17 protein-coding genes are annotated in these 22,590 nt (G+C 64.3%); all 17 read left to right on the forward strand.

Annotation, left to right across the window (positions count from 1 at the left end; genetic code table 11):
* The first annotated feature begins 1 nt into the window (after position 1).
* A complete protein-coding gene (locus AC0L2B_RS13660; protein WP_473745698.1) occupies positions 2 to 1,459 on the forward strand; it encodes a UDP-N-acetylmuramoyl-L-alanyl-D-glutamate--2,6-diaminopimelate ligase in 1,458 nt (485 codons plus the stop codon).
* On the forward strand, positions 1,456 to 2,889 hold the full coding sequence (locus AC0L2B_RS13665) for a UDP-N-acetylmuramoylalanyl-D-glutamyl-2,6-diaminopimelate--D-alanyl-D-alanine ligase (protein ID WP_091594146.1): 1,434 nt from the start codon (positions 1,456 to 1,458) through the stop codon (positions 2,887 to 2,889). Before AC0L2B_RS13660 ends, AC0L2B_RS13665 begins: the two co-directional genes overlap by 4 nt.
* 24 nt (positions 2,890 to 2,913) lie before the next feature.
* Entirely contained in the window at positions 2,914 to 3,996 is a 1,083-nt protein-coding gene (mraY, locus tag AC0L2B_RS13670; protein WP_023798736.1) for a phospho-N-acetylmuramoyl-pentapeptide-transferase, read from the forward strand.
* 8 nt (positions 3,997 to 4,004) lie between these two features.
* Positions 4,005 to 5,408 (forward strand): UDP-N-acetylmuramoyl-L-alanine--D-glutamate ligase, encoded by a 1,404-nt coding sequence (gene murD, locus AC0L2B_RS13675; protein WP_473745699.1) that lies wholly within the window; start codon positions 4,005 to 4,007, stop codon positions 5,406 to 5,408.
* Positions 5,408 to 6,559: a putative lipid II flippase FtsW gene (ftsW, locus tag AC0L2B_RS13680; RefSeq protein ID WP_473745701.1), complete on the forward strand. Its 1,152-nt coding sequence runs from the start codon at positions 5,408 to 5,410 to the stop codon at positions 6,557 to 6,559. The genes murD and ftsW overlap by 1 nt, the downstream gene beginning before the upstream one ends.
* A gap of 1 nt (position 6,560) precedes the next feature.
* The gene (murG, locus tag AC0L2B_RS13685) at positions 6,561 to 7,688 is read left to right on the forward strand and encodes an undecaprenyldiphospho-muramoylpentapeptide beta-N-acetylglucosaminyltransferase (RefSeq protein WP_473745702.1); all 1,128 of its coding nucleotides are present in this window, start codon (positions 6,561 to 6,563) and stop codon (positions 7,686 to 7,688) included.
* Positions 7,685 to 9,091, forward strand: coding sequence for a UDP-N-acetylmuramate--L-alanine ligase (murC, locus tag AC0L2B_RS13690; RefSeq protein ID WP_473745703.1), 1,407 nt, complete (start codon positions 7,685 to 7,687; stop codon positions 9,089 to 9,091). The genes murG and murC overlap by 4 nt, the downstream gene beginning before the upstream one ends.
* Entirely contained in the window at positions 9,088 to 10,053 is a 966-nt protein-coding gene (gene murB, locus AC0L2B_RS13695) for a UDP-N-acetylmuramate dehydrogenase (RefSeq protein ID WP_128167162.1), read from the forward strand. Before murC ends, murB begins: the two co-directional genes overlap by 4 nt.
* 303 nt (positions 10,054 to 10,356) lie before the next feature.
* Entirely contained in the window at positions 10,357 to 11,283 is a 927-nt protein-coding gene (locus AC0L2B_RS13700; RefSeq protein ID WP_023798742.1) for a D-alanine--D-alanine ligase, read from the forward strand.
* Complete coding sequence (locus tag AC0L2B_RS13705) at positions 11,271 to 12,212, forward strand: cell division protein FtsQ/DivIB (RefSeq protein WP_473745704.1); 942 nt, start codon at positions 11,271 to 11,273, stop codon at positions 12,210 to 12,212. The genes AC0L2B_RS13700 and AC0L2B_RS13705 overlap by 13 nt, the downstream gene beginning before the upstream one ends.
* Positions 12,209 to 13,516, forward strand: coding sequence for a cell division protein FtsA (gene ftsA / locus AC0L2B_RS13710; protein WP_023798744.1), 1,308 nt, complete (start codon positions 12,209 to 12,211; stop codon positions 13,514 to 13,516). Before AC0L2B_RS13705 ends, ftsA begins: the two co-directional genes overlap by 4 nt.
* Positions 13,517 to 13,582: 66 nt before the next feature.
* Positions 13,583 to 15,241, forward strand: coding sequence for a cell division protein FtsZ (gene ftsZ, locus AC0L2B_RS13715; protein WP_473509122.1), 1,659 nt, complete (start codon positions 13,583 to 13,585; stop codon positions 15,239 to 15,241).
* 273 nt (positions 15,242 to 15,514) lie between these two features.
* Positions 15,515 to 16,462: a UDP-3-O-acyl-N-acetylglucosamine deacetylase gene (gene lpxC, locus AC0L2B_RS13720; protein WP_077383199.1), complete on the forward strand. Its 948-nt coding sequence runs from the start codon at positions 15,515 to 15,517 to the stop codon at positions 16,460 to 16,462.
* Positions 16,463 to 16,677: 215 nt separating this feature from the next.
* Positions 16,678 to 17,547: an outer membrane protein assembly factor BamD gene (locus AC0L2B_RS13725; RefSeq protein ID WP_128174186.1), complete on the forward strand. Its 870-nt coding sequence runs from the start codon at positions 16,678 to 16,680 to the stop codon at positions 17,545 to 17,547.
* Between the two features lie 13 nt (positions 17,548 to 17,560).
* Positions 17,561 to 19,231, forward strand: coding sequence for a DNA repair protein RecN (recN, locus tag AC0L2B_RS13730; protein WP_473745705.1), 1,671 nt, complete (start codon positions 17,561 to 17,563; stop codon positions 19,229 to 19,231).
* Positions 19,232 to 19,549: 318 nt separating this feature from the next.
* Positions 19,550 to 21,700, forward strand: coding sequence for an NAD-dependent DNA ligase LigA (gene ligA / locus AC0L2B_RS13735; protein WP_473745706.1), 2,151 nt, complete (start codon positions 19,550 to 19,552; stop codon positions 21,698 to 21,700).
* Positions 21,700 to 22,392 (forward strand): DUF2461 domain-containing protein, encoded by a 693-nt coding sequence (locus AC0L2B_RS13740; RefSeq protein ID WP_473745707.1) that lies wholly within the window; start codon positions 21,700 to 21,702, stop codon positions 22,390 to 22,392. Before ligA ends, AC0L2B_RS13740 begins: the two co-directional genes overlap by 1 nt.
* Positions 22,393 to 22,590 lie beyond the last annotated feature (198 nt).

Here is a 22,590-nt window from a genome sequence, read left to right on the forward strand (position 1 = left end):
GATGAAGCTGAAAGACCTAGCCGGTATCCTGCCTGTCGAGGGGACAGCGTCCTTCGATACGGAGGTTACCGGGATTTCTTTGGATTCCCGCCAGGTAGGACCGGGCGTGGTCTTCTTCGCCCTCGCTGGCACCAAGACCGATGGCGCGGCCTATGCCGCCGATGCCGCCAAGCGCGGCGCCGCAGCGATCGTGACCGGCAAGGGCAGCGGCGCCGTCACCGGACTGCCGGTGCCGGTTTTCGCTGTCGACGATCCGCGCCTGGCGCTGGCGCTGAGTGCGGCCCGCTACTTCGGCAGGCAGCCGCAAACCATGGTCGCGGTGACCGGCACCAGCGGCAAGACATCGGTTGCGGCTTTCACCAGGCAGATCTGGGAGCAGTCAGGCTTTGCCGCTGCTTCGATCGGCACGACCGGCGTGGTGGCGCCGGGCCGCAACGAGTACGGCTCGCTGACCACCCCCGACCCGGTCGACCTGCACAGGCTGCTGCGCGAACTGGCGGAGGCCGGCGTCACCCACGCGTCGATGGAGGCCTCCAGCCATGGTCTCGATCAGCGCCGGCTTGACGGCGTGAAACTCGCAGCCGGCGGGTTCACCAATCTCGCCCGCGATCATATGGACTATCATCCGACAGTCGAGGACTATCATCGCGCCAAGCTGCGCCTGTTCGACGCGCTGCTGCCGAAGGGCGCGCCGGCCGTCATCTTTGCCGACGATCCCTGGTCGGAGCCGACGATCCAGGCGGCAAGGGCCGCGGGACTGGATGTGCTGACGGTCGGCCGCCACGGCGAGTTCCTGACACTGAAGCGGGTCGAGCACGAGCGCCACCGCCAGCGTGCCGAGGTGGAAGTCGATGGCGTTCTCCACGAGATCGACCTGCCGCTGGCCGGCGATTTCCAGATCGCCAATGCCCTGGTTTCGGCGGGCCTCGCCATTTGTACTGGAACACCTGCCGCCAAAGCCCTGATGGCGTTGGAGAAATTGAAGGGAGCCCCGGGCCGGCTGGACCTTGTTGGCACCGCTGTCAACGGTGCGCCGGTCTATGTCGATTACGCGCACAAGCCGGACGCGCTGGAAAACGTGTTGGCTTCGGTCCGGCCGTTCACCACCGGCCGCGTCATCGTCGTGTTCGGCTGCGGCGGCGACCGCGACCGTGGCAAGCGTCCGATCATGGGCGAGATCGCCACGCGGCTCGCCGATGTCGTCATCGTCACCGACGACAATCCGCGCTCGGAAGTGCCCGAAACGATCCGTGCCGCGATTCTTGCCGCTGCACCCGGCGCCATCGAGATCGGTGACCGGCGCAAGGCGATCCACCAGGCAGTCGCCATGCTCCATGCCGGCGATACGCTGATCGTGGCCGGCAAGGGGCATGAGGAAGGCCAGACCGTCGGCGCCGAAACGCTGCATTTTTCCGACCATGAGGAAGTCCGCGCCGCGCTCCAGGAGCACGCCGCATGAGCTTCCTGTGGACCTCAGAGGATCTCGTCGCCGCCATGGGCGGACGACCGCTCGGTCCGATGCCGGAGGGTATCAGCGGCATCTCGATCGACAGCCGCAGCCTTGAGCCGGGCGATGCTTTCTTCGCGATCAAGGGCGAGGCGATGGACGGCCATGATTTCGCGACCGCCGCCATCAAGGCCGGCGCCGGCGTGCTGGTCGTCGCCGAGGGCAAGCTGCCGTCGCTCGGGCGGCTGACGGCGCCGATGATCGTCGTGCAGGACGTCTTGGCCGCGCTGGAAAAGCTGGGGCTGGCCGCCCGCGCGCGCTCGAATGCCAAGATCATCGCGGTGACCGGTTCGGCGGGCAAGACCACCACCAAGGAAGCGCTGCGCCATGTGTTGTCAGTGGTCGGCAAGGTGCACGCATCGGCGCAGTCTTTCAACAACCACTGGGGCGTGCCGCTGACGCTGGCGCGGATGCCTGTGGATTGCGACTATGCCGTGTTCGAGATCGGCATGAACCATCCCGACGAGGTCCGACCACTGGCCAGGATGGTCCGGCCGCATGTCGCCATCGTCACGCTGATCGCCGCGGCACATCTCGGCTTCTTCCGCAATCTGGACGAGATCGCCAAGGCCAAGGCCGAGATTTTCGAAGGACTGGAACCGGACGGCGCCGTCCTTCTCAACCGCGACGACCCGCGCTGGAAGCTTCTGGACAAGATGGCGAGAGCCGCCGGCGTCGAGCACATCTACGGCTTTGGCGAGAATGCCCGTGCAACCTTCAAGCTGCTGACATGCGCGCTGCATGCCGATCATTCCGTCATCACCGCCAAGATCGGCGGTCAGGAGATCACCGCCAGGGTCGGCGCGCCGGGCCGACACATGGTGCAGAATGTGCTGGCTGTGCTGGGCGCCGCGCACCTGGTCGGCGCCGACATCGCCAGGGTGGCGCTGGCGCTGGCCGATCTTTCGGCCGAACGCGGACGCGGCAAGCGCCATGTGCTGCGCCACCCCAAAGGTCCGATCACGCTGATCGACGAGAGCTACAACGCCAATCCGGCGTCGATGAGCGCAGCGATGGCGCTGCTCAATGCGACGCCGGTGTCAGGCGAAGGCAGGCGCATCGCGGTGCTCGGCGACATGCTCGAGCTCGGCGATCATTCGGCGAAGCTGCACGCTGCCCTTGCCGATCTCATCATCGGCACCGAGACGCGCACGGTGTTTCTCGCCGGCCCGCAAATGCGGGCGCTGGCCGACATCCTGCCTGATGAGATCGAGACAGAATATCGCGCCGGCGCGGAGGATCTGAAACTGGTGCTTCTGTCGGCGCTGAAGCCGGGCGACGTGGTGATGATCAAATCGTCGAAAGGCATCGGGTTTTCCAAACTGGTCGACGCACTGCTCAGCAAATTTCCGGCGGCAGCCGCAACCGCCAAACAGACCTAGAGCCAGGTCCGGGGACCGAATCGCATGTTCACACTGCTCGTCGAATTCGCGGACAAGATCTCGGTCTTCAACGTCTTCCGCTACATAACCTTCCGCACCGGCGGCGCGCTGATCACCGCGGCGCTGATCGTCTTCATCTTCGGCCCGGCCATCATCAATTCGCTGAGGCTGCGGCAGGGCAAGGGCCAGCCGATCCGTGCCGACGGGCCGCAGACGCATTTCAAGAAAGCCGGCACGCCGACCATGGGCGGGCTGATGATCCTGTGCGGCATCATCGGCTCGTCGCTGCTGTGGGCGAACCTGTCCAGCATCTATGTCTGGGTGGTGCTGCTGGTGACCCTGGGTTTCGGCTCGATCGGGTTCTACGACGATTATCTCAAGGTGACGAAGCAATCGCATCTCGGCTTTTCCGGCAAGGCGCGGCTGGGGCTTGAATTCGTCATCGCCGGCATCGCCGCCTGGGTGATCATGCACAACGGCCAGGCGCCGTTCTCGTCGTCTCTGACCTTCCCCTTCGCCAAGGAGTTCCTCATCAATCTCGGCTGGTTCTTCATCCCGTTCTCGTGCTTCGTCATCGTCGGCGCCGGCAACGCGGTGAACCTGACCGATGGCCTCGACGGCCTTGCGATCGTGCCGATCATGATCGCGGCGGCGTCCTTCGGCGTCATCGCCTACCTGTCCGGCAATGCGGTGTTCGCCGAGTATTTGCAGATCCATTTCGTGCCCGGCACCGGTGAATTGGCGGTGGTCCTCGGCGCAGTGATCGGCGCCGGCCTCGGCTTCCTGTGGTTCAACGCACCGCCGGCGGCGATCTTCATGGGCGATACCGGCTCGCTGGCGCTTGGCGGCCTGATCGGCACGGTTGCGGTTGCCACCAAGCACGAGATCGTGCTGGTCATCGTCGGCGGCCTGTTCGTCGTCGAGATCCTGTCGGTCATCATCCAGGTCGGCTACTTCAAGATGACCGGCAAGCGGGTATTCCTGATGGCGCCGATCCACCATCATTTCGAAAAGCTCGGCTGGACCGAAAGCCAGGTGGTGATCCGCTTCTGGATCATCGCCGTCATCCTGGCGCTGGTCGGCCTGTCGACCCTCAAGCTGCGATAGGAGGCCGCTTGATCCCCGCCGCATCCTTCGCAGGCAAGCGCGTTTCACTCTTCGGGCTCGGCGGCTCGGGGATCGCCACTGCGCGCGCGTTGATCGAGGGCGGGGCGGAGGTGCTCGCCTGGGACGACAATCCCGGCAGTGTCGCCAATGCCGCGGCCGTCGGTATCGCGACCGGCGACCTGCGTGGCGCCGACTGGGCGAAATTCTCGGCCTTCGTGCTGTCGCCCGGCGTGCCGCTGACGCATCCGAAGCCGCACTGGACAGTGGAACTGGCGCGCGCTTCAGGCGTCGAGATCATTGGCGACATCGAGCTGTTCTGCCGGCAGCGGACCTTGCTGGCGCCGGCTGCACCCTTCGTCGCCATAACCGGCACCAACGGCAAATCGACGACCACGGCGCTGACGGCGCATATCCTGAAATCGGCCGGATGCGACACGCAGATGGGCGGCAATATCGGCCGCGCGGTGATGACGCTCGATCCGCCGGAGCCGGGGCGGCATTATGTCGTGGAATGCTCGTCCTACCAGATAGACCTGGCGCCCTCGATCAATCCGACTGCCGGCGTCCTGCTCAACCTGACGCCCGATCATCTCGACCGTCATGGCACGATGCAGCACTACGCCGCGATCAAGGAGCGGCTGACGGCCGGCAGCGAAACGGCCATCGTCGGCGTCGACGATTCCTGGTGCGCCCAGCTCGCCGACCGGCTGGAGCGGGCAGGCCGGCACGTCATTCGCATTTCGAAGCGCCTGCCGCTGACCGACGGCTATTTCGCCGACGGCACCGATCTGATGGAGGCGGTGCACGGCCGTTACAGCCGGGTCGCCTTTCTCGAAGGCATCGGCTCGCTGCGCGGCCAGCACAATGCGCAGAATGCGCTGGCCGCTCTCGCCGCCTGCCTCAAGGTCGGGCTCGATCTGGGCGAGATCCAGTCGGGGCTGGAGAGCTTTCCCGGGCTGGCGCACCGTATGGAGCAGGTCGGCCGCAAGGGCCATGTGCTGTTCATCAACGATTCCAAGGCGACCAATGCCGATGCGGCTGCGCCCGCATTGTCCTCCTTTTCGCGCATCTACTGGATCGCCGGCGGGTTGCCGAAAGAGGGTGGCATCGAGCCGTTGCGCGGCCTCTTTCCGCGCATCGCCAAGGCCTATCTGATCGGCGAGGCCGCACCAGCCTTCTCGGCGACGCTTGGCGAGGCGGTGCCCTACGAGATCTCCGGCACTCTGGCCGCAGCAGTCGAGCATGCGGCAAGCGACGCGGCGAGGGACGACTGCAACGGCGAGGTGGTGGTGCTGCTTTCACCGGCCTGCGCCAGTTTCGACCAGTTCAAGAATTTCGAAGTGCGCGGCGAAGCCTTCAGGCAAGCTGCGAGCACTATTGATGGCGTGAAGCTCATCGGAGGGGCACGATAATGCAAAGCCGTCTCGACAAAAGCCCGGTTGCCACTTGGTGGTGGACGATCGATCGCTGGTTCCTGGCTGCGTTCCTGTCGCTGATGGGGCTCGGCATCGTGCTGTCCTTCGCGGCAAGCCCGGCGGTGGCCCAGCGCATCGGCCTGGACAGTTTCCACTTCGCCACGAGGCAGATCATCTTCACCATTCCCGCACTTGGCGTGATGCTGGCCGTCTCCTTCCTGGAATCGCGGCAGATCAGGCGCATGGCCCTGGCGATGCTGTGCATCACGCTGGTGCTGATGTTGGCGGTGCTCTACATCGGCGTCGAGGTGAAGGGCGCGCGTCGCTGGGTGTCGCTCGCCGGCGTGTCGCTGCAGCCGTCGGAATTCCTGAAGCCTGCCTTCGTCGTCATCTGCGCCTGGCTGTTTGCCGAACACAAGCGCCAGCCCGACATTCCAGGCAATCTGTTCGCCATGCTGCTGCTGGCCCTCGTCATCTCGCTGCTGGTGGCACAGCCCGATTTCGGCCAGACCATGCTGGTACTCGGCACCTGGGGGGTGATGTTCTTCATGGCCGGGCTGCCATGGCTGTGGATCATCGCGCTGGGCGCTGTCGGCGTCGGCGGCGTGTTTGCCGCCTACACCGTGTTCCCGCATGTCGCCGGCCGCATCGATCGCTTCATGACCGGCGAGGGCGACACGTTCCAGGTCGACATGGGCCGCGATGCGCTGATCAATGGCGGCTGGTTCGGCGTCGGGCCGGGCGAGGGCACCGTCAAGCGGGTGATACCCGACAGCCATGCCGATTTCGTCTACTCGGTGGCCGGCGAGGAGTTCGGACTGATCATGTGCTTCTTCATCATGACCATCTTCGCCTTCATCGTGCTGCGCGGCCTCGGCACCGCGCTCAAGGAGCAGGACGATTTCACACGCTATGCGGTCGGCGGCCTGGTCACGGTCTTCGGTCTGCAGTCGGTCATCAACATGGCCGTCAATCTGCAGCTGATGCCGGCCAAGGGCATGACCTTGCCGTTCATCTCCTATGGCGGCTCTTCGCAGATCGCCATCGCCATCTCGATGGGCATGGTGCTGGCGCTGACGCGCAAGCGACCGGAAAAGCGCAAGCAATTGGGCTTCGCGCCGTCGCGGCGCGCCATGCCGGCGGAGTGAAATGTCGAGGGGCGCGATCCTTCTGGCGGCCGGCGGCACGGGCGGGCATCTCTTCCCGGCCGAGGCGCTGGCGCACGAGCTGATCAGGCGCGGCTGGACGGTGCATCTGGCCGCCGATGATCGTGCCGAGCGTTTTGCCGGCCAGTTCCCGGCGGCGGGCATCCATCCGATCCAGTCGGCGACCATTGGCTCGAAAAACCCGTTCGCCGTGCTCGCCGCCTTCTGGAAGATCTGGGGCGGCGTGCGGCAGGCGTCGGCCGTGATCGGTCGGGTCAAGCCAGCCGTGGTGGTCGGTTTCGGCGGCTATCCGACGCTGCCGCCGCTCTATGCGGCGACGCGGCGCAAGGTGCCGACGCTGATCCACGAGCAGAACGCGGTGATGGGGCGCGCCAACCGGGCGCTCGCCGGCCGTGTCGATGCCATCGCCGGCGGGTTCTTGCCCGAAGATTCAAGCGCTGCAGGCGCCAAGACGGTGACGACCGGCAATCCGGTCAGGCCGCAAGTGCTGGAGGCGGCAAAGACGCCCTATGCGGCGTCGACCGGGGAGCAGCGGTTCCGCTTCCTGGTGTTCGGCGGCAGCCAGGGCGCACAGTTCTTTTCCGATGCGGTGCCGGCGGCGGTTCGACAGCTTTCCGATGCACAACGCAAGCGGCTTGATATCACCCAGCAGGCGCGTGCCGACGATGTCGAGCGGGTGAAGGCGGCCTATGCCGTCCTTGGCGTCGAGGCTGAGGTGTCGCCCTTCTTCACCGACTTGGCGGCGCGCATGGCTGCGGCGCACCTGGTGATGTCACGATCCGGCGCATCGACCGTATCGGAAATCGCGGTGATCGGCCGGCCGGCGCTGCTGGTGCCCTATCCGCATGCGCTCGACCACGACCAGGCCGCCAATGCTGCGGCATTGGCCGCGGCAGGCGGCGCCGAAGTGCATCCGCAATCGACGCTTTCCTCCGAGCGCATCGCCGCGCTCGTCGGAGCGCTGATGGACAATCCGGAGCGGCTGACCACAATGGCAGCGGCGGCCAAATCGGCCGGAAAACCGGACGCGGCACGGTTGCTCGCCGATCTGACAGAGGCTATTGCGTCGAAGAAAAGCGTATCGGAATTCAGGAAGGAGACGCACGTATGAAGATGCCGCAGACGATCGGCCTCGTGCATTTCATCGGCATCGGCGGTATCGGCATGAGCGGCATCGCCGAGGTGCTGCATAATCTCGGCTACCAGGTGCAAGGGTCCGACCAGGCCGACAACGCCAATGTGCAGCGGCTGCGCGACAAGGGCATCGAGTGCTTTGTCGGTCACCATGCCGACAATATCGGCGATGCCGAAGTGGTCGTCGTCTCGACGGCGATCAAGAAATCCAATCCCGAGCTGAAGGCCGCACGCGAGAAACTGCTTCCCATCGTCCGTCGCGCCGAGATGCTGGCCGAACTGATGCGCTTCCGGCAGGCGGTGGCCATCGGCGGCACGCATGGCAAGACGACGACGACCTCGATGGTGGCGACGCTGCTCGAGGCCGGCGGGCTCGATCCGACCGTGATCAATGGCGGCATCATCAATGCCTACGGCACCAACGCCCGCATGGGCGATGGCGAATGGATGGTGGTGGAGGCCGATGAGAGCGACGGCACGTTCCTGAAGCTGCCGGCCGAGATTGCCGTCGTCACCAACATCGATCCCGAACATCTCGACCATTACGGCTCCTTCGACAAGGTGCGCGAGGCCTTTCGCCAGTTCGTCGAAAACGTGCCGTTCTACGGCTTCGGCGTCATGTGCACCGACCATCCGGAGGTGCAGGCGCTGGTCAGCCGCATCGAGGACCGGCGCGTCATCACCTATGGCGAGAACGCACAGGCCGACGTGCGTTTCATCAATCACCGCATGGATGGCCCGACCTCGGAATTCGACGTGGTGATCCGCGACCGCAAGACCGGCGGCCAGTCGACGATATCAGGCCTGCGCCTGCCGATGCCCGGCCGTCACAACGTCGCGAATGCGACGGCGGCGATCGCCGTCGCGCATGAGCTCGGCCTTTCGGCCGAGGCGATCAGGAAGGGCCTGTCGTCCTTCGCCGGCGTCAAGCGGCGCTTCACCCGTACCGGTTCGTGGAACGGCGTCGATGTGTTCGACGATTACGGCCACCATCCGGTCGAGATCACGGCGGTTCTGAAGGCGGCGCGCGATGCCACCAAGGGCCGCGTCATCGCCATTGCCCAGCCACACCGCTTCACCCGGCTTCACGACCTGTTCGACGAGTTTTCCGTCTGCTTCAACGATGCCGACACGGTGATGGTGGCGCAGGTCTATGCGGCAGGCGAAGAGCCGATCGACGGGGTGACGTCCGAGGCATTGGTGTCGCGCATCCGCTCCGGCGGTCATCGCGACGCGCGCTACATCGAAGGCCCCGCGGCGATTGCGCCGGTTATCCGCGACCTGGCCAAACCAGGCGATTTCATCGTCTTCCTCGGTGCCGGCAACATCACCCAATGGGCCTACGCGCTGCCCAGGGAACTCGGCGGTACTGCCTCATGATGCGTGGCCAGGCATTGATCGACAAGCTTGGCGGCCGGCTTGCCGGCCTGCGCGGCCGCATCACGCCCAATGCCGAGATGGACAAGATCACCTGGTTCCGCGCCGGCGGGCTGGCCGACGCACTGTTCCAGCCGGCCGACGAAGACGATCTCGCTGCGTTCCTGGGAGCAGTGCCCGAAGAGATACCGCTGACCACCGTCGGTATCGGCTCGAACCTGCTTGTCCGTGACGGCGGTATTGCGGGCTTCGTCATCCGGCTTTCGGCCAAGGGCTTTGGCGAAGCCGAAGTGATTGCGCCGACCACGATCAAGGCGGGCGCGGCCACCCCCGACAAACGCCTTGCCGCTGTCGCCTATCAGGCTGGCATAGGCGGCTTTGAGTTCTACCACGGCATTCCGGGCGCCATCGGCGGTGCGCTGAGGATGAATGCCGGCGCCAATGGCGTCGAGACGCGCGAGCGCGTTGTCGAGGTGCGGGCGCTCGACCGCAAGGGCAATGTGCATACGCTGAGCAACGCCGATATGGGCTACGCCTATCGCCATTCGGCAGCACCTGCCGGGCTGATCTTCACATCAGCCGTGTTCGAAGGCGTTTTGGCAGACAAGGCCGCGATCAAGGCGGCAATGGACGCCGTCCAGCATCATCGCGAGACCGTGCAGCCGATCCGCGAAAAGACCGGCGGCTCGACCTTCAAGAATCCGGAGGGCACCTCGGCCTGGAAGGAGATCGACAGAGCGGGCTGTCGGGGACTGATGATCGGCGGTGCGCAGATGTCGCCGATGCATTGCAACTTCATGATCAACACGGGAACCGCGACCGGCTACGACCTTGAATATCTTGGCGAGACGGTGCGCGCGCGCGTGCTCGAACGGTCGGGCATCCGGCTGCATTGGGAAATCAAGCGCATCGGCAAATTCCGGCCGGGGCACGAGGTCCAGGAATTCCTCGGACAGTTGCTGTAAGGACTCAACAACACAGTTTTCGCGGCCATTTTTGCGGAAAGTGAATCTCGCGGAATCGTAAGGACTTGCCAGCGATTCAACTCTCTGATTCTCTGCCCTGAAGCGTTTCCTGATTTGAGTCGTTTCGACGCGTCACCAGCGTTTTTCCGTCAGGGGCTGCCTGCCGGGAAACTCGGGGACTCGATGGTGCAGAAATCGTCAGAGCAGGGACTGCTCCGAGCGTTTGAGTGTATGGCCCTTTCCGGGGCGTGTGAGATGCAGACCCGCACTGAAAGGGCCCGCCGTGATAGGGAATGACGGGAAATGAAAAGCAAGCACGTGGCCGTCCTTCTGGGTGGATTCTCGTCCGAGCGGCCCGTGTCCTTGTCTTCGGGGAAAGCCTGTGCCGATGCGCTCGAGACGGAAGGCTACCAGGTCACTCGCGTCGACGTCTCGCGCGATGTTGGATCGGTGCTGGCTGAGCTCAAGCCTGATGTTGCCTTCAATGCGCTGCATGGTCCTTTCGGCGAGGACGGTACCATCCAGGGCATCCTCGAATATCTTGCCATCCCCTACACCCATTCCGGCGTGCTCGCCTCGGCGCTTGCCATGAACAAGGAGCAAGCCAAGAAGATCGCCAAGTCTGTCGGCATACCGGTTGCCGAATCGAAGGTGGTCAATCGCTTCGCCATCCAGAACAAGCACCCGATGAAGCCGCCCTACGTCGTCAAGCCGGTCAATGAGGGGTCGAGCTTCGGTGTCGTCATCGTGCACGAAGGGCAGTCGCATCCGCCGCAGGTCATCGGTTCGTCCGACTGGAAGTATGGCGATACCGTCATGGCGGAGCGCTATGTGCACGGGCGGGAGTTGACCTGCGCGGTGATGGGCGATGTGGCGCTTGGCGTCTGCGAGATCATCCCGACCGGCCATTCCTTCTACGACTATGATTCAAAATACGTCGCGGGCGGATCAAAACACGAATGCCCTGCAAAAATTTCACCGAATATTTACCAAAAAATACAGACACTGACGCTCAGGGCTCACCAAGCTATCGGCTGCCGGGGCGTTTCCCGGTCGGACTTCCGTTATGATGATCGACACTCCGAGAACGGCGAAATTGTCTGGCTCGAGGTCAACACTCAGCCCGGCATGACGCCGACATCCTTGGTGCCTGAGATCGCCGCGCAGGCGGGACACTCGTTCGGCGATTTGTTGAGTTGGATGGTGGAGGACGCTTCGTGTCTGCGTTGAGGTGGGGACAGGGCAAGGGGAAGGGCGCGGCCGGGCCGACGCTGTTCGGTGTGTCGTTGTCGTTCGACCATTTCGTGCTGCCGCGCCTGCTTCGCCGGCCGGCGCGCATGCTCGCGCGTCTGGGCGAGGACGACTTCGAGGTGCCGCCGTTTTCCGCAGCCGTGCTGTCGGCGGCGCTGCTCGTATCGGGCAGTGCCTATGGCGCCTATCTCGGCGGGCATGTCGACGCTATCGTCCAGGGCATCACCGCCCGCACCGGCTTTGCCGTCGACCAGATCAAGGTCGTCGGCAACCGCGCAACCTCCGAGATCGATATTCTCGACAGGATGCAGCTCGATGGCTGGACGTCGCTGATCGGCTTCGATGCCGAAGCCGCGCGGGAACGCATCGCCACGCTGCCCTGGGTCGAGGTTGCGGCGGTGCGCAAGGTCTATCCGCACACGCTGGAGGTGCGCATCGAGGAGCGTGAACCCTTCGCGCTCTGGCAGCAGGGCAGCGAGCTTTCGGTCATCGAGCGCTCCGGCGCCGTGATCGCGCCATTCTCCGGCGGCAAGCAGTCGCTGCTGCCGCTGATCGTCGGCACCGGCGCCCCGGCCAAGGCGCCGGATTTCCTGGCCAGGATCAAGAAATACCCAGAGCTTGCCGCACGGATCAAAGGCTACATCCGCATCGGCGAACGGCGTTGGGACCTGAAGCTGGAAAACGGCATCACGGTCAAGCTCCCCGAGGATGGCGAGGACCAGGCGATCGCCGATCTGCTCAGGATGGACCGAGAGAACGGGCTTTTGACGCGCGATATCGCCGCCGTCGACATGCGCCTTTCCGATCGCCTCGTCGTCCAGTTGACGCCGGAGGCGGCGACGCAGCGTCAGGCCGCGCTCAATGAAAAGCCGAAAATGCCGAAGCGAAAGCCGGAGACGAAGATATGAGCTGGCTTGGCGGCAACAGCGATGCCTCATCGCGCCGGTCCGGCATCATGACGGTGCTGGATGTCGGCTCGAGCAAAGTCTGCTGCGTGGTGGCCAAGCTCAAGCCGCGCGAGGACGGCATGCTGCTGCGCGGGCGATCGCATCGCATACAGGTGATCGGCATCGGCCACCAGAAATCGCAAGGCGTGAAATCGGGTGTCGTCATCGATCTCGACAGGGCCGAACACGCCATCCGCCTTGCCGTCGATGCCGCCGAGCGCATGGCCGGGCTGACCGTCGATTCGCTGATCGTCAACATGACGGCCGGCCGGCTGAAGAGCGAAAGCTTCTCGGCAACCATCAACCTTGGCGGCCATGAGGCCGACGAGGCCGACATCAAGCGCGTGCTTGCCGCCGGCGCCAAGCAGGCGCTGCGGGCCGAACGCGAAGTGATCCATTCGCTTCCCGTCGGTTTTTCGCTGGACGCCGAGCGCGGCGTGCGTGATCCGCGCGGCATGGTCGGCGACCAGCTCGGCGTCGACATGCACGTGCTGACGGGTGACGCGGCACCGTTGCGCAATCTGGAGCTTTGCATCAACCGTTCGCACCTGTCGGTCGAGCGCATGGTGGCGACGCCCTATGCCAGCGGGCTTGCCGCACTGGTCGACGACGAACTCGAGATGGGCGCAGCCTGCATCGACATGGGCGGCGGCACCACGACGATCTCGATGTTTTCGGAAGGCAAGTTCGTTCATGGCGACGCCATCGCCATCGGCGGCAACCACGTCACGCTGGACATGGCCAAGGGCCTGTCAACCTCGCTCGATGCCGCCGAGAGGCTGAAAGTGATGCATGGCTCGGCGCTGCCCGGCAGTGCCGACGACCGCGACCTGGTCTCGATACAGCCGATCGGCGAGGACGGCGAGGTGCCGCTTCAGATCCCGCGTTCGGTGATGACGCGCATCATCCGGGCGCGCATCGACGAAACGCTCGAACTGTTGCGCGACCGGCTGAACAGGTCCGGCTACGGCAACGCCGCCGGCAAGCGCGTCGTGCTGACCGGCGGCGCCAGCCAGCTTTCCGGCCTGCCCGAGGCAGCGCGCCGCATTCTCGGACGCAATGTGCGCATCGGCCGTCCGCTCGGTGTAGCGGGCCTGCCGGAGGCGGCCAAGGGGCCGGCTTTCTCGACGCCGGTCGGGCTTCTGATCTACCCGCAGATGGCGAATTTCGAGAGCCATCCGGCGAAAGGAATTTCTGGTCTCAGGATGACCGGAACAGGCGGAAAACTGCATCGAATGAGTCAGTGGTTGAGAGACAGTTTTTAAAGTGACGGGGACAGCCCCATAGCGGCCGCAGCGGCGAAGCGGCGGGAAAGGCAAAGGACGGAGACAATGACCATCAATCTGCAAAAGCCGGACATCACCGAGCTGAAGCCGCGTATCACCGTGTTCGGTGTCGGCGGCGGCGGCGGCAATGCCGTCAACAACATGATCACCGCCGGCTTGCGCGGCGTCGAGTTCGTGGTGGCCAATACCGATGCGCAGGCGCTGACCATGTCCAAGGCGGATCGGCTGATCCAACTCGGCGCGCATGTCACCGAGGGCCTGGGTGCGGGGTCGCAGCCGGAAGTCGGACGCGCCGCGGCGGAGGAATGCATCGACGAGATCGTCGATCATCTCTCCAACACCCATATGTGCTTCGTCACTGCCGGCATGGGCGGCGGCACCGGCACGGGGGCCGCGCCGGTCGTTGCACGTGCGGCGCGCGAGAAGGGGATTCTCACCGTCGGCGTCGTCACCAAGCCGTTCCATTTCGAAGGTCAGCGCCGCATGAAGACGGCGGATCTGGGCATCGAGGAATTGCAGAAATGCGTCGATACCCTCATCGTCATCCCCAACCAGAACCTGTTCCGGCTGGCCAATGACAAGACGACCTTTGCCGACGCTTTCGCCATGGCCGACCAGGTGCTCTATTCCGGCGTCGCCTGCATCACCGACCTGATGGTCAAGGAAGGGCTGATCAACCTCGACTTCGCCGACGTCCGCTCGGTGATGCGCGAGATGGGCAAGGCGATGATGGGGACGGGCGAAGCTTCCGGCGAGGGGCGCGCCATGGCCGCCGCCGAAGCCGCGATCGCCAATCCGCTGCTCGACGAGACCTCGATGAAGGGCGCCAAGGGGTTGTTGATCTCGATCACCGGCGGCCGCGACCTGACCCTGTTCGAAGTCGACGAGGCGGCGACCCGAATTCGCGAGGAGGTCGACCAGGAAGCCAACATCATCCTGGGTGCGACGTTCGACGAGGATCTCGAAGGCGTCATCCGCGTCTCGGTGGTTGCTACCGGCATCGACAAATCGGCAGCAGACATCGCTGCCGCGCCGATCGCCATCCGCACGGCTCCGCCAAAGCCGGTCAGCCGCCCGGCCGCTCCGGTCACCGAAAGCCGCCCGGCGCCTGTCCAGCAGGGAGGCTACGAGCCGCGCGCCGCCGATCCGGTCGCCGAGGCAATCCAGCTCGCCGAGGCGAATGCGGCGGCGATGGCGCGTCCCGCGCCGGCCTCCCAGGCGGAAGATTTCCGCCCGCAGAGCAAGATCTTCCAGGCGCCGCCGGCCCAGCCGCAGCCGATGCTGCAGCCAATGGTTCAGCAAACGATGCAGCCCGCGCCGCAGCGTGAAGTGCTTCAGCCGGCAGCGCCCCAGCGCATGCCGCGCGTCGAGGACTTTCCGCCGGTGGTGAAAGCCGAGGTGGAAGCCAAAAGCCGTCCGGCCGACCACGAGAACAGCGGACCGATGGGACTGCTCAAGCGCCTGACCAACGGCCTTACCCGTCGCGAAGAAGAGCCTGCACGGCTGCAGCCGGCCCAGCCGCGCGAGCCGAAACTGCGCCAGGCGGCACCCGAAGTGCGCCGCCTTGCCAGCCAGGATCCGCAGCTTTACGCGCCACGCCGCGGCCAGTTGGACGACCAGGGCCGGCTGACGCCGCAGAGCAGGGCTGTCCAGGAAGACGATCAGCTGGAGATTCCGGCATTCCTGCGCCGCCAGGCCAACTGACCTGTTAACGGTCCGTAATAGTTGTTAACAGGCAGACAAGAAATTGTTTGCCTGTTAATGTTAAAAGTGCCTGCAAAACAAGGAGTTAGGAGACCGCATCCGCTTCGGATCGCGGTTACACAGAGTAAGAAACCGTGATTTGGAGACTTCCTGCCGGACCACTATCTTCGCCGCGATCAATTTCGGTTTGCTGGGATTCGGGGAAGTGGCCCTGCCTGCCGATCAAAGAGCCGCGCCTTTGGGCTTATGAAGCGGACGTAGGCAGTATGGGCTATGGGGTTTGTTTTGCACGACTATCAGACGACACTTAGATCGCGTGCGACGCTGACCGGCACCGGCGTTCACAGCGGCAATTCCGTTACCGTTCATTTCCTGCCGGCAGACGCTGATACGGGTGTCGTGTTCCAGCTTTCGAATGGAAGCGAAGTCCGAGAGTTCCGCGCACTCGTTTCCGAGGTCGGCGCCACCGATCTGTGCACCATGCTCGGCGATCCGGCAGGCGAGCACATCGCCACAGTCGAACATCTGATGGCCACGGTTTTCGGGCTCGGCATCGACAATGTCGTCATCGAGATCGACGGCCGTGAGGTTCCGATCCTTGACGGCAGCGCCATGGCGTTCGTCGAGGCCATCGACCAGGCGGGTATCGATACGCTGCCGATCAAGCGCCGCTACATCAGGGTGGTGAAGCCGGTTCGCATCGAGAACGGTGCCTCCTGGGCGGAGTTCAGGCCCTATGACGGCACGCGCTTCGAAATCGAGATCGATTTCGAAAGCCCGGCGATCGGCCGTCAGCTCTTTGCATCCGACATGAACGCCGACATTTTTCGCCGCGATATCGCGCGGGCCCGTACCTTTGGTTTCATGAAGGACGTCGAGCGGCTGTGGGCAGCCGGCTACGCGCTCGGCTCCTCGCTGGAAAACTCCCTGGTGATCGGCGACGACAACCGCGTGATCAACATCGGAGGCTTGCGCTATCCCAACGAATTCGTGCGCCACAAGACGATGGACGCCATGGGCGATCTGGCGCTGGCCGGCGCTCGGTTCATTGGCTGCTTCCGTTCCTATCGCGGCGGCCACAGGCTGAATGCGGCAGCGCTGCGCCGCCTTTTGTCGGACCGTTCGGCGTTCGAGATCGTCGAGACGACACGCCGCGAGCGCGGTCGCACCGTCGAAAAGAGCGCCGTCTATGCACCTGTCTACGCGCCCTGGATGATCTGATTCTTAACGTTTTTCGGGTTTTATGGCCGCCGGCCTGTGTTGCATGAATGCACCATCGGCCGGCGAAATCACGCAAGTGTGCGGGTTGCGCCAGGCTGCCACAAAAATGTGCGAATGGCCGGAGATAGCGTTGCCGGGCACGGCGATTATGGTTATGCCTGCTGCCCCAGGGCGAGATGTCGACTGAAATGACGCCGAAAGGGCGGAATCCAATCATGTTCTTCAAGCGAATTGGTCAATCGAAAGCGCCGCATCGGGCTGTTTTCCTGGCGCTTTCGGTGGTTGTTCCATCGCTGTTCCTGTCGGCCTGCATGTCGTCCGAAAAGGATGTCGACCTGTCGACCTATGTCGAGCAGACCGAGCCGGCAGACGTTCTCTACAATCAGGGCCTCGCCAATCTGAACGCCGGGCGCCTGCAGGAGGCGAGCCGCAAATTCGGTGCGGTCGACCGCCAGCATCCCTATTCCGAATACGCCCGCAAATCGATGGTGATGGGCGCCTTTGCCGACTATCGCCAAGGCAACTATACCGAGGCGATCGGTTCGGCCAAGCGCTATCTCACGCTCTATCCGTCGACCGACGACGCTGCCTATGCCCAGTATATCATCGGGCTGAGCTATTACCGGCAAATCAGGGATGTCACCCAGGATCAGAAGGAAGCGCGTCAGACCGTGCAGACGATGCAGGATCTGGTGACGCGCTGGCCCGATTCCGAATATGTCGACGACGCCAAGGAAAAGATCCGCTTCGCCAACGACCAGCTCGCCGGCAAGGAGATGCAGATCGGCCGCTATTATCTCGAGCGCCGTGAATACATCGCCGCCGTCAAGCGGTTCCGCGTCGTGGTGGAGACCTATTCCAATACGCGCCATGTCGAGGAAGCGCTCGCGCGTCTTACCGAAACCTATTACGCGATGGGGCTGACATCGGAAGCGCAGACTGCCGCTGCTGTGCTCGGCACCAACTATCCCGACAGCGTGTGGTACAAGGATTCCTACAAGCTCCTGCAGACTGGTGGGCTCGAGCCGCGCGAGAATGCGGGCTCGTGGATCGCCAAGGCCGGGAAGCTGATCACCGGCGCCTGAGCGGCGCGTCACCATGCTTTCCAGACTGTCGATCCGCGATATCGTTCTGATCGAGAAGCTGGACATCGACTTCTCGTCCGGTCTTTCGGTGCTGACCGGCGAAACCGGTGCTGGAAAATCCATCCTGCTCGACGCGCTGTCGCTGGCGCTTGGCGCCCGCGGCGACGCCTCGCTGGTGCGGCATGGCGCGGCACAGGGCCAGGTCATTGCCGTGTTCGACGTGCCGCGCAACCATCCTGCCCGCATGCTGCTTGCCGACAACGCTATCGAGGACGATGGCGACATCATCCTGCGCCGCGTGCAGACGGCGGATGGCCGTACCCGCGTCTTCGTCAACGACCAGCCTTCCAGCGTTACACTGATGCGCGATGTCGGTCACGCGCTGGTCGAAATCCACGGCCAGCATGACGAACGTGCCCTGGTCGATCCCGGCGCCCATCGCGAATTGCTCGACAGTTTTGGCGGTCATCTCGGCGCTGTGCGGGCGACCGGCGAGGCATGGCGGTACTGGCGGGCCTGCGAACAGGAACTTTCGCGGCATCGCGCCAAGGTGGAAGCGGCGGCCCGTGAGGCTGACTATCTGCGCGCCGCGGTCGCCGAATTGACGAAGCTCGACCCCCAGCCAGGCGAGGAAGCCGACCTTGCCGAGTTGCGCGCCTCGATGATGCGGGCGGAAAAGATCGCCTCGGAAATCCACGATGCGCAAGATGTGCTCTCAGGCCCGTCTTCGCCCCTGCCGCAACTCGCCAGCCTGTTGCGGCGGCTGCAGCGCAAGGTGACGGAGGCGCCCGGCCTGCTCGACGACGTGGTCAAATCGCTCGATGAGGCGATGCTGTCGCTCGACGCAGCGCAATCGGGCGTGGAAGCTGCACTTCGCGCCACCGAATACGATCCGCGGCGGCTGGAACAGGCCGAGGAGCGGCTGTTTTCGCTGCGCGCCGCCTCACGCAAGCACAGTGTGGCGGTCGACGACCTGGCGCAATTGCGCGATACGATGGCCGCAGACCTCGCCGATCTCGACGCCGGCGAGGAGCGCCTGCACGGGCTGCAGAAGCAGGCCGGCGCCGCGCGCGAGACCTATGACATTTCCGCTGCCCAGCTTTCGTCGCTTCGCCATGCGGCGGCGGTCGGATTGACCAGGGCGGTGATGGCCGAACTGCCGGCGCTGAAGCTCGAACGGGCAGCCTTCATCGTCGAAATGACAAGCGAGGCCGAGAGCCGCATGGAAGACGGCATCGATCAGGTCGAGTTCTGGGTGCGCACCAATCCCGGCACAAGGCCGGGCCCGATGATGAAAGTCGCCTCCGGAGGCGAACTTTCGCGGTTCCTGTTGGCGCTGAAGGTGGCGCTGGCCGACCGCGGCTCGGCGCCGACGTTGGTGTTCGATGAAATCGACACCGGCGTTGGCGGCGCGGTGGCTGACGCCATCGGGCAAAGGCTGGCGCGGCTGTCGAAGCGCGTGCAGGTGCTTTCGGTCACGCACGCGCCGCAAGTGGCGGCACGCGCGGCGACGCATTTCCTGATCTCCAAATCCGGCGGCGCCGATCGCGTCGCCACCGGCATCGCCGAGATGGACCGGGCGGCGCGCCAGGAAGAGATCGCGCGGATGCTTGCCGGGGCGACCATCACCGACGAGGCGCGCGCAGCGGCCGAGCGGCTGCTTCGCGAAAACACCGCGGCCTAAAGCGCGTCGCATTTGAACGAATTCATGCGACGCGCTTTAGGTTCTTGTTTTTATGCATGTCGTTATCGCAAAACCGCTGCGCACGCTCGGTTCAAGCCCGAGGGCATGCTTTTGCGCGACATGCATTAGCGGACCTCATGCTCGGCGTTGTGGATCGAGTCAGGATGTGGCTCCATCCTGCTGTTCAGCAATGATTTTCTCAAAATCCTGATCTATTGTGGCGCGCCGCGCGTCCTTCGAACGCGCAAGGACGCTGTAGCAATTTGATTTCGCGCATGGCCCAGGAAATCGTTCCGGGTCAGCGTCGAGGAGCCGTGCATGCCCGAAAAACCAGTCGATTCACTCGGCGAAAGTGAAGCAGCCAGCGAGCTGAAACGGTTGGCCGAGGAAATCGCCGCCCACGACCAGCGTTACCACGCCGAGGACGCGCCGACGATTTCGGACGCGGCCTACGATGCGCTGCGGCGGCGCAACCTTGCCATCGAGCAGCGGTTTCCTGCCCTTGTGCGCGAGGATTCGCCGTCACGCAAAGTCGGCGCGGCGGTGTCGGAGAAATTCCGCAAGATCGTCCATGCCATTCCGATGCTGTCGCTCGACAACGCTTTCGCCGATGCGGACGTGATCGATTTCGTCGGCCGGATCCGCCGTTTCCTCAGGCTCGGCGCCGACGCGCCGCTGGCGATGACTGCCGAGCCGAAGATCGACGGCCTGTCGCTGTCGCTGCGCTACGAGGCCGGACGGCTGGTGACGGCGGCAACGCGCGGCAATGGCCAGGTCGGCGAGGATGTGACGGCCAACGCCCGCACCATCGCCGAGATTCCCAACGTGCTCTCAGGCGATTGTCCCGATGTGCTGGAAGTGCGGGGCGAGGTCTATATGCGCCTCACCGACTTTGCCGAGCTCAATCGCCGCAATGCCGAGGCCGGAAAGCAGGTTTTTGCCAATCCGCGCAACTCGGCGGCAGGCTCCTTGCGCCAACTCGACACCTCGATCACAGCCAGCCGGCCGCTGCGGTTTTTCGCCTATACCTGGGGTGAGGTGAGCGCCATGCCCGCCGACACGCAGATGGGCATGGTGGCGGCGTTCGAGCGCTTTGGCTTCAGGGTCAATCCGCTGATGAAGCTGTTCGACAGCGTCGAGGGACTGCTCGAGCAATACCGGCTGATCGAATCCAACCGGGCGACGCTCGGCTACGACATCGACGGTGTCGTCTACAAGGTGAACAGCCTCGAACTGCAGCAGCGGCTGGGCTTCGTCTCGCGTTCGCCGCGCTGGGCGATCGCTCACAAATTCCCGGCCGAGAAGGCGACGACGATCCTGACCGGCATCGACATCCAGGTCGGCCGCACCGGCGCGCTGACGCCGGTGGCGCGGCTGGTGCCGGTGACGGTCGGCGGCGTCGTGGTGACCAACGCGACACTGCACAATGAGGACTACATCAAGGGCATCGGCAACAACGGCCAGCCGATCCGCGAAGGCCGCGACATTCGCATCGGCGACACGGTGAGCATCCAGCGTGCTGGCGATGTCATTCCGCAGGTCATCGACGTGGTCATGGAAAAGCGGCCGCCCGACAGTGTGCCATATGCTTTCCCAGTGCTTTGCCCGGCCTGCGGCAGCCACGCCGTGCGCGAGGAGGGGGAAGCAGTCAGGCGCTGCACCGGCGGATTGATCTGCCCCGCGCAGGCGGTGGAGCGTCTGCGCCATTTAGTCTCTCGGGGTGCTTTCGATATCGAGGGGCTCGGTGAGAAGCAGATCGAGTTCTTCTTCCACGCTGAGGATCCGACACTACGCATCTATTCGCCGGCCGATATTTTTACGCTGAAGAAGCGGCAGGCAGCATCGCTGACCAAGCTCGAGAACGTTGACGGTTTCGGCGCGACCTCGGTACGCAAGCTGTTCGCGGCAATCGACGATCGGCGGCAGGTCGAGTTCTCGCGCTTCCTCTATGCGCTCGGCATCCGCCACATCGGCGAGACCAACGCCAAGCGGCTGGCCCGCCATTTCCTATCCTTTGCCGCCTTCCGCGAAGCCGGGCAGAACGCCGTCATGCCGGCCGGCAAGGGCGACCCTGGCAACGCTGCCTGGCAGGAGTTGAACGGCATCAACGGCATCGGCTCGATCGTTGCCGAGGCGGTGGTCGATTTCTTCGCTGAAGACCATAACCGGCAGGCGCTCGATGCATTGCTGGCGGAAGTAACAGTGCTCGACGAGGAGCCGGTCGGTGGCGTGTCGTCGCCGGTCTCCGGCAAGACGGTGGTCTTCACCGGCGCGCTGGAAAAGATGTCGCGCGACGAAGCCAAGGCGATGGCCGAAAAGCTCGGCGCCAAGGTCGCCGGCTCGGTGTCGAAGAAGACCGATCTCGTCGTTGCCGGGCCAGGTGCTGGCTCCAAGCTCAAGCTTGCCACCGAACTCGACATCGAGGTGATCGACGAAGACGCTTGGTTGGCGCGGATCGGCAAGGCGTGATGGAAGGCGCGTTCAGCGGTTTCGGCCAAAAGGCCATTCCCTTCCTCAAGGCGCTCGATTTTCATCAGAGCCGGGAGTGGTTTCTGGAAAACCGCGACCTCTTCGAAAGCGAGCTGCGCGACCCCTTCGGCGATCTGGTCGAAACGCTCTCCGAGCGCTTCGCGGCAGCGGGGCTGGGCTTGCGCGGCGATCGCAAGAAGTCGCTGTTCCGGATCAATCGCGACGTGCGCTTCGCCAAGGACAAACGGCCCTACAACCGGCATCTGTCGGCAATCCTCTCGCCTGATGGCACCAAGATGGAACAGGGCGTGTTCTTCATCCATATCGGGCTTGAGCGCTGCTTTGCCGGCGTCGCCTGGTGGCAGCCCGGACCGGCGCTGCTGCTGGCAATGCGCAACGCCATCGCGACGCGGCCGGGTGAATTCCGGGCGCTGATCGAGGCGCTGAAGCAAAACCGCCTCGAACTCGATGCGGAAGGCTGCATGAAGCGCGCGCCACGCGGCTTCGAGCCTGTCACGGCGGCCGATCTCGCGGCGGCCATCCGCAACCGGCATTTCGCCGTCCGGCACGAAATCGACCCTGCGGGAATCCACGGGCCGGCGCTGGTCGACGAGCTGGTCGATTTCGCCTTGCGGGCCAAGCCGCTGCTCGACTGGGGCAGGGCGATCGAAGCCAAGGTCCCGGTGGACTGAGCACTGGCCGAAACGCGCACGCCTGAACCTGCGACGAGGATCACTTCCGCTGATCGTTGGCTCAAGCGAATTGGTGTGACAAGGCTGACAGCGCTCCCTACATACCAGCTTTCCCCCGCATCGGCCCGAAAATCGGGATCGATTTTCGGATGGCCCGACGCGTGGAATCAAAGTGTTAGAGCGTCCTTTGATCGTCCA

The organism is Mesorhizobium sp. WSM4815, from assembly GCF_055811575.1.